The organism is Ruminiclostridium cellobioparum DSM 1351 = ATCC 15832, from assembly GCF_000621505.1.
In the GTDB taxonomy this organism is placed as follows: Bacteria; Bacillota; Clostridia; order Acetivibrionales; family DSM-1351; genus Ruminiclostridium; species Ruminiclostridium cellobioparum.
In genome coordinates, this window is record NZ_JHYD01000044.1 from 24,364 (window position 1) to 36,304 (window position 11,941).

7 protein-coding genes are annotated in these 11,941 nt (G+C 40.0%); all 7 read right to left on the minus strand.

Annotated features, from left to right (window positions below; translation table 11 throughout):
• Nucleotides 1–14 precede the first annotated feature (14 nt).
• Complete coding sequence (locus T344_RS0115995; RefSeq protein ID WP_027629551.1) at nucleotides 15–3,155, minus strand: fibronectin type III domain-containing protein; 3,141 nt, start codon at nucleotides 3,153–3,155, stop codon at nucleotides 15–17.
• A gap of 167 nt (nucleotides 3,156–3,322) precedes the next feature.
• Nucleotides 3,323–3,817 (minus strand): M26 family metallopeptidase, encoded by a 495-nt coding sequence (locus tag T344_RS0116000; RefSeq protein WP_027629552.1) that lies wholly within the window; start codon nucleotides 3,815–3,817, stop codon nucleotides 3,323–3,325.
• A gap of 611 nt (nucleotides 3,818–4,428) precedes the next feature.
• Entirely contained in the window at nucleotides 4,429–4,884 is a 456-nt protein-coding gene (gene tnpA, locus T344_RS0116005; protein WP_027629553.1) for an IS200/IS605 family transposase, read from the minus strand.
• A gap of 262 nt (nucleotides 4,885–5,146) precedes the next feature.
• Nucleotides 5,147–8,236 (minus strand): glycosyl hydrolase family 2 protein, encoded by a 3,090-nt coding sequence (locus T344_RS0116010; RefSeq protein ID WP_027629554.1) that lies wholly within the window; start codon nucleotides 8,234–8,236, stop codon nucleotides 5,147–5,149.
• A gap of 10 nt (nucleotides 8,237–8,246) precedes the next feature.
• Nucleotides 8,247–9,131, minus strand: a complete 885-nt coding sequence (locus tag T344_RS0116015; protein ID WP_004626980.1) for a carbohydrate ABC transporter permease — start codon at nucleotides 9,129–9,131, stop codon at nucleotides 8,247–8,249.
• Nucleotides 9,132–9,144: 13 nt separating this feature from the next.
• Entirely contained in the window at nucleotides 9,145–10,041 is an 897-nt protein-coding gene (locus tag T344_RS0116020) for an ABC transporter permease (protein WP_027629555.1), read from the minus strand.
• A gap of 103 nt (nucleotides 10,042–10,144) precedes the next feature.
• Nucleotides 10,145–11,935, minus strand: a complete 1,791-nt coding sequence (locus tag T344_RS0116025) for a type 2 periplasmic-binding domain-containing protein (protein ID WP_027629556.1) — start codon at nucleotides 11,933–11,935, stop codon at nucleotides 10,145–10,147.
• Nucleotides 11,936–11,941: the final 6 nt, after the last annotated feature.

Consider the following 11,941-nt stretch of genomic DNA (forward strand, 5'->3'; position numbering starts at 1 on the left):
AAAGCTGGTTTTAGTCAAATTTGCTGCTTTGATGTTTGCCTTTCCTGCACTATTGGTACTTGAATATTTTTTACTTCACTTGTTATAACACTTAGTGCTGCACTTTCATCAGATACATTTTCAGCAGCATCATACGCCTTTATTGTGTATATATATGTTGTTCCTGCAATAACATCAATATCCGTAAAATTAGTAGTTATTGATGTCCCGATTTCTTTTCCATTTCTATATATATAATAACCTTCAACTTTTACATTATCTGTTGAACTATCCCAACATAACACTATAGCTGAGGATGTTGTAGTTGATACTTCGAAATTGGTTAGATTCTGAGGGTTTGATGGTGCTTGTGTATCTATTTTAACACTTGATGATGCGTCTTCTTCCAATCCATGCTCTGATGATTTATCTGCTTTTACAGTGTACGAAAAATCTTTTGGGGCTGAAAAATCTAACACTCCATTTTCAAAACTGTATTTAACTGAATATGTAATGTTTGATTTATTATACATGCAATCATGGCTCGTATAATAGTAAAACTCTAATTTTGTATACTTTCCTACTGGCAGATCACTATGCATTATAATACCGTTTGCTGTATATTGTAAATCAATCTGCTCCCATTCTCCGGTAATTTTATTAAATCCCTTTACTCGCCCATAATCATCACCTGAATGGCCCTCTACAGAAGGTACTGTAAATGTATACTCAATTATTGTGGCTCCTTCAATTCCTTCCTCAATAATTGTTGATTCAGGTCCAGTTAGTACCACACCACCGCCATGTGTTTCATCTGCAACGAAAAACTCTATTGCAGCCCATGCTGACTCTGCTCCGGATGAATCTACAGCCTTAACTTTAATAGTGTTTTTTCCAACAGGATATACTGATTGTTGTGCAGGTCTTCCTACCCATACATATGTAATAGTATCACCATCTGGATCTGTTGAAAGTGCATCTATCATAACAAGTGTTCCCGGTGCTACACTGCTGGTATTTGGATTCATTGTTATTATAGGGGTTGTTGGTGGATTGTTACTATATACATGGATAGTATCTGAAAAGCTATATGTATTTCCTGATGAATCAGTTACATTGGCAATTAAGGTATAATTTCCAACAGCCTTAAATGTGATACTACCACCATTTTTGTCAAGATTTGCAGTTGCTACGGTCTTTATATCAACAACGATACCATCTTTTTGCATTGTCCATATAACTGTTCCGACTCCAACAGGATTTGTAGATAAATTTAAAAGATTGTTTACACGGATTCGTTCAGGCAAATCGATTGTTAATTGCAACGGGACATTAAGTTCAGTAGTAGCTGTTACTTCGTTGCTTGGCAGAGATATATTTCCCATATAGTCAAATGATTTTACAGTATAGATATATGTTGTACCATCTTTTAAACCTGTATCAGTATACTGATTTGTAGTTGAAGTACCTATTTCCTGGCCATCTCTGAAAATTTTATATCCCGCTACGCCAATATTATCTGTGGAAGGGTCCCATAATATGGTAATTGAATTTATCGTTTTTGATAAAACATTCAAATTTTGCGGTGTAGTTGGAGCTTGAGCATCTTTGTAATGATGCGGATTAGGTAAGTCTCTTAGGTATGCATAAGTCTCGCCTTCAATTATGTGCCAGATATTTGTAAAGTCCCAGTTAACATATGTGGACTGGTGCATCAATTCATCTGTTGTTCTTGCTTGGGTAGTAGGGGTTGTAAAACCAGCGGTATTCATATCAAAATAACAACTAGTTATTGTTAAATTAATCGAATAATTATTATCACCAACCAATCCACCTATAGAATTTCCTATACCTGTGACCACTCCTGCTGAATAGCAATTTTTAACCTTTATGGTATTTGTATACCCAAGTAACCCTCCACACCTAGCACTACCTGTTGAACTAGTATTCGTGGTGGCTACATTTCCAAGTGCAAAACTATTACTAACACTTGAGTTATATCCATGCCCGATTAATCCACCAAGGTTCTGGACTCCAATTATATTCCCCGTTGCATAACACTCTGTTATATTTGAAGAGTCTACTAAAGTCCCCATCAATCCACCGCAACTATTTCCTCCAGTAACATTCCCTGTCGCATAACTTTTTTTAACGATTTTCCCGTACCCGACTAAACCTCCTCCTGAGCTAGTTGTTACATTTACATCAACAGTTGAACTACATCCATCAACAGTACCTGTGTCAGTGCGGCCTAATAATCCTCCTACAGCTGATACACCTGTTACAGTTCCATTTCCACTTACATAATTATTTTGAAGGTTTGTTTTTCCCGTTGCAAACCCTACTAGTGCTCCTACGTTATTCTTCCCAGTAACGCTTACATTATTTAATTTTACATTTTTAATTGTTGCATTATTTATATTTCCAAACAGTCCTATATAATCCTCTGTTCCTTTACTAATTTGTAAATTACTAATTGTATACCCACTTCCATCGAATACTCCAGTAAATGGTGCCTCCTTACTTCCAATAGCTTGCCATTCACTATTTTGAATGTCAATATTTTCAGATAACTTGTAATATCCTAATAACCCAAACTTTACATTATTTAATTGATCTACTGTACATATTATATATGGATCAGTTGGAGTACCTACTCCAGCTGCCACATCATCTGCTGGAAATCCTTCGTCTACACCAGATGGTCTGCTAACATCTTTGAGATATGGATATGATTTACCCTCATCCAGATTCCATATATTTGTAAAATCCCACCCATCATAATTCGCTTTTGTTTTCATTCCTGAAGTTAGCAAACAAATATCATATGAAGTTTTAGGTAAAAATTTTGATTTAAAGCCATCATAGTAACAGCTAGTTATTGTTAAATTATTATTATTACCAACCAATCCACCTATAGAATTTCCTATACCTGTGACCACTCCTGCGAAATAGCAGTTTTTAACCTTTACGGTATTTGTATACCCAACTAACCCTCCACACCAAGCACTACCTGTTGAACTAGTATTCGTGGTAGCTACATTTCCAAGTGCAAAACTATTACTAACACTTGAGTTATATCCATGCCCGACTAATCCACCAAGGTTCTGGACTCCAATTATATTCCCCGTTGCATAACACTCTGTTATATTTGAAGAGTCTACTAAAGTCCCCATCAATCCACCGCAACTATTTCCTCCAGTAACATTCCCTGTCGCATAACTTTTTTTAACGATTTTCCCGTACCCGACTAAACCTCCTCCTGAACTAGTTGTTACATTTACATCAACAGTTGAACTACATCCATCAACAGTACCTGTGTCAGTGCGGCCTAATAATCCTCCTACAGCTGATACACCACAAAACAATTATTTTGAAGGTTTGTTTTTCCCGTTGCAAACCCTACTAGTGCTCCTACGTTATTCTTCCCAGTAACACTTACATTATTTAACTTTACATTCTTAATTGTTGCATTATTTATATATCCAAAAAACCCGATATAATCCGCTGTTCCTTTATTAATCGTTAAGTTATTTATAGTGTAATCGTTTCCATCAAAATTTCCTATAAAAGGTGTCTTCTGAGTTCCTATTGGTGTCCATTCGGCGTTCTGTAAGTCTATATTTGTAGTAAGTTTATAATAAGCCGACAAATTATTCTTAACTTCTTCTAATTGTGCTCTTGTTGTTATCTCATACGGACTTGCTGAAGTTCCAGCTCCTGACCCGGAGAACGCAAAAGCTTCTATCGTTCCAATCTTACTAAACATGCAAAGAGTCAAAACACCAAGAAAAACAAGTATAAAAACATTTTTTCTAACTGCGAACCTCTTATTCATAGATTACCTCCAAAAATAATTTTTTGTGCATCTTAATGTTGAAACAATTTCGATAGGTTAAATTCTTAACTTAATTATTACCTCCTCTTTTTTGTTTAATTTTATTCTCATTACAATACCAAAACTTCCATCATTTAGCATTATATCATGTAGAATTATGTAAATTTGGTCGAACTTTGGTAGAAAAAAACATCGAAAAATATAACATTTGTTTGTAAAACAAAAGCTGCCCCTTAACTCGTCCATGAAATTTGTTGATACCTTTAATCTGGCGATATATCGATGCAAATCGTTACATATGTAACTTCATTATGGTTAACTTTGAGGTTACCATTTCTCCAATATCTAAAATAGTTACTTCCATTGCTCAGAGAGTTATAGAGCTGAGTTTTTCTATTTACAACAATAATTCTTTGAATATTGCGAAAACTAGTCTGATTTACCTGTTTCACTTAACATTAATCACATTACACAATGCAAAAATTCATTACAGTCATAACCACCTGTAAAACGGGTGGCTTGTGTTAGCCCTATAAGGGCTTGTTACCGGCCAGCGCTTGAAGACGCTGGCTTTCACTTTGTTCAAGTTACTATTGCCTTTGCCACCTTTGCTACCCCTTGAAGGGGTCTTCATATTCTTTAAATTTTAGTTTATCCACCATAATATCGTGTTTCTCCTGCTCTTGTATATACTTTCTAATAGTTGCTTCATTAAGCCCTACCGTGCTTACATAGAATCCTTCTGCCCAGAAATGCCTATTCCCAAACTTATACTTTAAGTTTGCATGCTTATCGAATATCATCAATGCACTTTTTCCCTTCAAATATCCCATAAACGTTGAAACTGCTATTTTGGGTGGTATGCTTACTAACATGTGTATGTGATCTGGCATTAGATGCCCTTCAAGTATTTCCACTCCTTTGTACTTGCATAATCGTATCAGTATTTCTCGTATACTTTGTTTGTATTGATTATATATCACTTTTCGTCTATACTTTGGAGTGAATACTATGTGATACTTACACATCCATTTGGTATGTGCTAAACTATTTTCTTTATTTGCCATTAAAATCACCTTTCCTCTCGTTAATATAGTAGCTTGAACAACTCTATTTTAATGGAAAGGTGATTTTTTTGTATAACTTCTGTTGCGAACCCGCATAGCGGGTGGTTTATTGTTTCGTATGGCTCATTTCTCTGCCGAGAAACTCACTCATACTCAACAGGCTAAAGCCCATAAAAAAGCCATGTATATAAGCACCGTTTCCCGTGCTTATATACATGGCTTAAAAACTCTTAACATATTAATAGTTTTATATTTTATTACTTTAATACTTTATCAGCCTTGGTGTGACCAGTACTCCCATTTCTCTCAGCTGATACTCATAGGACCATTTCTTCCCCTCCGTGCGCCAGCTGTTGGGACCGTGCCACTTTTCAGAAGAGTCTGAATTGTGCAGGGCCCCAAAAGAATTATATCTGTTGCCGCAGCATAAAATATCAATGCTGTGTTCTCCCTTGCCCAACTCCCCCAAATCAACGGTATACGGAGCAAAGGCAACTATTCCCCGTTCCTTGCCATCCGCAAAGACCTTCATGACCGTTGAGCGGTATGATGAGAAATCCAGTTTATAATTACCGCTATCTACATTTATTACATTATGGTACTTTATATTTCCGGTGTAGAATGGGAAACCCTGACTGCCATAATCACCAAAATTGATGGATTTCGGCATATCTATCAGCTTTGCGGCACTTCCGGCAACACTGACCCCAAAGGAGCCCAGCAGATAGCACCATTCCACATTGGTCCTTGAATAGAAGTCTATGTATAGTATTATCTGATTTGTGCCCTTTTTTATCGCAGGGAGCTTCACCTTTTGAATGCATTTATCAACAAAATAACCCTCGGTTTCTTTTTTGACACTTTCACCGTTGACAATAATTTCTGTTCCTGAAATGTTTTCAAGTGCCAGATAGCAGTCCCTGATTTCAATCTCCGATTCAAAACTGTATCTCAGCCCCAGGACATGCTTTTCCTCTTCCTGCCTTTCAACCGACCAGGGCTGTGCCCAGGCTTCCATACGCAGGGGATAGCCAAGCAGTTCTCTGAACCTGTTATCTATCCTCAAAACCTCGTCCCTGGAATTCCATTCCTTACCGTCAAATGAATACTCGGCACAATCCAGAACCAGTGAATTAGGTTCAGAAAGACTGAAAGAAACCGGCTGTGAAAGCTCTGTAAGCCTTTGCACATTATATTCATATGGTTTTTCCGGCTCCCTGGCCCGTCCTTCCTCAAGCAGCAGCAGCAGACTGTCATGGTCATAAAAGGAACGGGAAATTACAGTTTTTCCGTTGTCATATTCTGCGGCAAGAGGGTGGATTTCTCCCGTTAGAGTATCGTAAAGCGTCGGTTTCCAGACTCCCCCCACTGTTATTTTCAATTTGTCCTCCCTGGGTATATCGGGATTTTCCGCAGGTTTCGCATTACATATAAAGAGCCACCTGTATTTGCCGTCTTTTCGAAGCTGGTAAATATACCTGTCCGGTCTTTGGCCGTTTGTATTGATGATGTCGACGTCTCTGCTGCCGGAAATTGCACTGTGGATTTTATTATAATTGAATTGGATACATTCGCATTCCTTTACAAAAGCCTGAACCTCCTGTGAAGGCCCGGCATCCAGCAGAGTAGGCGTTTCCCCGGCGAAGACAAGCCTGCCCCCGGCTTTTTTGAAGGCTTTAAGCTGCTGCAGGGTTGTACTGCGCAGAGTTATACAGTTGGGAACTATTATGGTTTCATATTCCATTTCACCCACTGCCAGTTTCCCGTCATATGCCTTTGGTGCTTGTGACGGCAGAAGTGATTCCGCAATGAAATCGAAATCCACCAGACCAAACAAAAGCCAGTTTGTGATTGCATGAAAATTATCATCCAGCTCTTTTTTTCTTCCGGCGGTTTTATCGTTGGGCCCATAATACAGCCAGTATGATTCGACAGGATGAATCACTCCAACCCTGACCTCTGCCTTACCGCTGGTCAGTGCCGAATTCAGCCTTGCAAAATGGTCTTCAATATAACTGTATTCCTTATACCATGGGGATTGATAGCCGATGCTGGCAGGGTAATCGCGCTTTGCTTCCCCATTCATCGACACCCAGGTCAGATGGTGAACCCGCAGTGTCACACCGAGAGCCGCCTGCCAGTCACCCTGCAGCTTGTGGTTCCTGAAATCAAAATCCCAGTTTGTAACTCCATACAGTTCACTTAAAACACCGGTTCTACCATACTGGTGCGCGGCAGATTGGGCCTGCTTTGCAGTTGTATATTCCCTCCAATCGCAAAGCATATCAATACCGGGCATATCAAATGAGCGGTATGACCGCATGGCTTCTCCGAGAGCGGCTGTTTGCGACTGTAAAGTCGGCTCCTCCATCATATGCCCTGTAAGCTTTATATTATGGGCTTTACACCAATTTCCGACGGTGTCGGCAAAAGCTGAAGAAAATCTTTCGGCAACATGATCGTGATAATTATATCTTGCGGCGGAAATCTTACCCTCGGGCAATTCCCAGACCAGTTCCGGCAAATGATCAATAATACTTTCACCATATACCGACTTGTATGTTTCCTCAAAATCATCGGTAAACGGCAATGCGATATTAGTTCTGTCAGTGGAAAATTTCAGCGTCTGTTTATGTGTAAATTGAGGCTCATCAGTGAAAATTGAGGGAATTGCCGTACCGAAATCGTCACCGAACTTCTCATAATATTTTTCGTGGGTCACCTCTATAAACCTTTCGATGGCTTTTTTATCCAGAGTGTTAACATAGGCCTGGTTGTTGAACCAGGGATTATCTTCGGCTATAACCAGGGCTGCCTCCCATACCGACGCCCCGCCGGTTGCGGTTTCAGAAGCCTGCAGCCGTTTATATTCCTGCAGGAACCCGTCTTTCAGAGTGACCGCAAATCTGGCAATGACGGATTTGCCGTCACTTTCCTGCCTGCCGGCGTTATCCTCCGAATTTGTTGAAATGCTGTTATTTTCATTAACATCCGCCGGACCAAAGCTCAGATACCTTGCCCGGTACTTTCTGTCTTTTGTGACGAGGCCGCCGCCCGAACCCGAAGGCCAGCGGTCTTCATCGTAGAGATAGCACAGCATTTCCTCTTTTTTGGCCTTTTCGTTACATGCTCCCACAAGCTCCATATATTCCTCACCCAGATATTCCGTTTCCAGCCCTGAGCGGCAATGTATATGGAAGCCTCCCATCCCCATTGCCTTAAAAATATCAATTTGCCTCAAAAGCTCATCCTTTTCAAGCTTTGTATTCCATGCCCAAAATGGTGCTCCTCTGAACCTTGCAGGAGGATTTTTGAAAAGTTCTTCATTATAATGGTCATTATAATTGTTCATGGCTTATCTCCTATTCTTTTACCGAACCGATGGTCACACCCGAGATAAAATACTTTTGCATAAAGGGATATACAAATAAAATCGGTATTGTTGCAAAAACAATCATTGCTCCGCGGAAGGAACGGTCCGATAATTGTTTCAGCCTGTTCACATCAGCGGCACTGAAATTGCTGAAATCTATTGTGGTAAGCATATTGTGAAGCAGCGTTTGCAGCGGCCATTTATTTCTGTCATTTATATATATCGTAGCTCCGAACCAATCATTCCAATGTCCCACCAGCTGGAAAAGAGAAAGTGTGGCAATGGATGCCATTGAGAGCGGAATTACAATTTTTAAAAGAATAACAAATTCATTTGCCCCATCAATGGAAGCCGATTCAAAAATACTCTTATTTATTCCTCGGAAAAAGTTCATCATCATCACTACGTTAAATATCGGCACACAGCCCGGAAGAATCAATGACCAGATACTATCCAGCATATGAAGGTTTTTTACCAGTATAAACAGAGGTATCAAGCCTCCGCTTACCATCATGGGAATTATGAAGAAGAAGCTTAAAAATTTTCTTCCCTTAAGCTCACGGTTTTCTTTTGAAAGCGGATAAGCCGCCAAAATTGTTACAAGCATATTGACCGAACAACCTACGATAGTTCTAAAAACCGATACACCAAGTGCTTTTATAAAAGCCGAATTGCTGAACATTGTTTCATATGCCGCAAAATTGAATCCTTTGGGCCAGAACCGTACCGAGTTTGAAGTGGCGGACACCGTATCGCTTAGCGAAAGAGCGATAACATGGATCATTGGCAATATGCAGGTCAAAGTAATAATGGCAAGGAGAAAATAATTGAAAAAATTAAAAATCCGCTCTCCCTTTGTATAGGTTATATTCATTGTTATCTGCCCCCTAAAAAATTCTGTAATCGGTATATTTTGTTGCCAGAAAATTAGCTAACAGTGTCAGTGTCAATGCGATAATTGATTTGAACAAACCAATAGCGGTTGATAGTGAATATTGCGCCTGCAGAAGTCCCTGACGGTATATGAAAGTGTCGAGAATGTCACCCGTTTGATATACCGCAGGGTTATAGAGCACAAGTATCTGCTCGAAGCCGGCATTCAATATATTTCCTATACTCAGAACAGCCAGCATAACTATAATTGAACTTATTCCCGGTAAAGTGACATTCCATATCCTTCTGAACAGACTTGCCCCGTCCATGATTGCCGCCTCATAAATCTCAGGATTTATGTTGGTCATTGCAGCCAGATAAATTATTGCTCCCCAGCCGAACTCTTTCCAGGTTTCAAGGATAACTACAGTGGGCTGGAACCATTGGTTGCTGCCTAAAAAGAATATGGGCTTGATTCCGAAGAGACCTATAAGCTGGTTTATAATTCCCCTGGTCAAAAGCATATCTGTAAATATTCCGCCGATAATAACCCAGGATAGGAAATGAGGAAAGTATGTTATTGTCTGCACAGTCTTTTTGTAGACTTTATTTTTGATTTCATTTAAAAGCAGTGCGAATATTATGGAAAAAACCTGTCCGAAAATAATTTTCCCAACAGCAATAACAAATGTATTTCGTAATATAAACTTAAAATCCGGCATATTAACAGCTGTTTCAAACCACTTTAAACCGACCCATTCACTTCCCCAGAAACCTCTTGCGGGACTGTAATTTTTAAAAGCTATCACAACGCCATACAATGGAACATAGTTGAAAAGGATTACAAAAAAAACCGGTATTACAAGCATGGCATACAATGGCCATTTTTGCTTGATGTATGTTGTGTGCATTGTCGCTCCGTCTCCTGCTGTTTTATTTGTACATGGGCCAGCCGGATTGGCCTCCCATGTACAAATAAACAACAAATTTATAGTTAAAATATAATTGGTTCAATTAAAGCCCCTTGGCCCATTCATTTACTTCTTTGGTTATCTGATCTCCGCCGTTCTTTTTCCAGTTCTGAACGAATTCATCAAAAGCAGTGATGGGCAGTGACCCCATTATTATACGGGTATAGGTTTCCAGCTCCAATTTATCGAGATATTGCTTCTTTTCTGTCATGGTCGGAGTTGCAGCTCCTGAAAAGGCGTCTGCCGAAAACTCGTCGGTTTTTTCAAATTCGCTCCAGTAGTTATATGTACTTGCAAAGGTTGTAAGCATTTTAGGGTTGGTATTGGTCCACTCGGCGTACATATTCTTTCCTTCACCGATCAGAACAGAAGTATCATTCTTGTTTACCGCATCAGCCATGGATGCCAGTGCGCCGTTTGCTATGCTGACCGGTCCTCCGGTAAATCCGAACAAGACTGTATAATGTGTATAGAAACTGTTCATAAATCCGCAGCCTTCAAGGTCTGCCGGATAATCATATTTCCAGAGCTGTCTCGGCTGAGCCGCACCGGGATAATCCCTGGCAACCTGGTCAACATTTAACGGTTTTCTTTCTTCGGTTACAGGGTACTTAAATTCATATCCGTATTCGTTTTTCATCTTTTCACGGAGATCCGTGTAATTTCTATAGAAGGAATCCCAGTTTTCATTTAAAAGATACATTACAGCCTCAGGATTCTTGCAGGCCTTGGTTATTGCTCTTGAGCCATCAAACCATGGGTTTGCCATTACTCCAGTCTTACCGTCTTCCCCGGTTAAATTTGGCATACAGGTCACATTGGAACCCGCTACCTTGCTCCACATTCCGTTAAAGGGCGCTGCTATGCTTGCCCAATGCCCATAATAGGTCAGTATATTTCCCTGGACAACATCTTCCTGAAGCTTGGAATTGTCTTTTACGGCAAATTCCGGATCAATATAGCCCTTTTTATACCATTCGGCCAATTTTACAAGAGCCTCGCGGGCTTCAGGCTGTATGCTTCCATAAACTATCTCTCCGTTGCCGGTTTTGACCCAGTGCTTCGGATAAGCCTTATATGCCGCCATAGGTATTGCCTGTGCACTCAAGGTGTTATCCATACCAAGGCCATAGCCCTTTGGATACTGCTGATGGTATTTTTCAAGAACATTTTCATATTCGGCAAGGGTTTTAGGTACAGCTACACCCATCTGGTTTAAAATATCATCCCGGATGAAGTTTGTGTTATAATAATCCATCAATTCCTTCATAACGGGAAAACCGTATATTTGTCCGGCTTTTGTAAAAGGCAGGAACAAAGAACCTTTTGTTCTTTCTTTCGCTTCCCCAATAGCCCACTTTATCAATGGAGAGGCATAATCTTCAATCAGATTATTCAAAGGCAGAATCTGATCCTCCGCAACATATTTTGCCAGCTGTTCTTTAGTTGGACTGATAACATCCGGGAGATCTCCGCTTGCAAAAGCCAGATCAAGTTTTTGCTGGTCGGTGGCTCCGTCAGGTGCAACCCATTTCAGTTTCCATATTATACCCAGGTGTTCCTTCTGCCATTGAGTCCAGGCATTATTTTCAGCTGTCCCGCCGTCCTGATACATGGTATCGGCACCGACAACCGCATGTGTTGTAAGAGTTATAGGTTCATCGTATTTTTTAAAATAACTCTTTTCCCCTGATGTTCCCGAAGCCTGCGCACCTGTACCGGAACTTGAGCTTTGGGTTTCCGAAGCCGTTGTTCCCGAATCAGAGCCACAAGCAGAAAACAACAAAGAACCTGCAATTAACATGCTTGCCACCGAAATCAATTTTCTTTTCATGCTTAA

Coding starts and splice junctions, on each gene's coding strand:
- T344_RS0116020 (WP_027629555.1), bottom strand. CDS start 10,041: ATGCACACAACATACATCAAGCAAAAATGGCCATTGTATGCCATGCTT.
- tnpA (WP_027629553.1), bottom strand. CDS start 4,884: ATGGCAAATAAAGAAAATAGTTTAGCACATACCAAATGGATGTGTAAG.
- T344_RS0116010 (WP_027629554.1), bottom strand. CDS start 8,236: ATGAACAATTATAATGACCATTATAATGAAGAACTTTTCAAAAATCCT.
- T344_RS0116000 (WP_027629552.1), bottom strand. CDS start 3,817: ATGAATAAGAGGTTCGCAGTTAGAAAAAATGTTTTTATACTTGTTTTT.
- T344_RS0115995 (WP_027629551.1), bottom strand. CDS start 3,155: ATGGGGACTTTAGTAGACTCTTCAAATATAACAGAGTGTTATGCAACG.
- T344_RS0116025 (WP_027629556.1), bottom strand. CDS start 11,935: ATGAAAAGAAAATTGATTTCGGTGGCAAGCATGTTAATTGCAGGTTCT.
- T344_RS0116015 (WP_004626980.1), bottom strand. CDS start 9,131: ATGAATATAACCTATACAAAGGGAGAGCGGATTTTTAATTTTTTCAAT.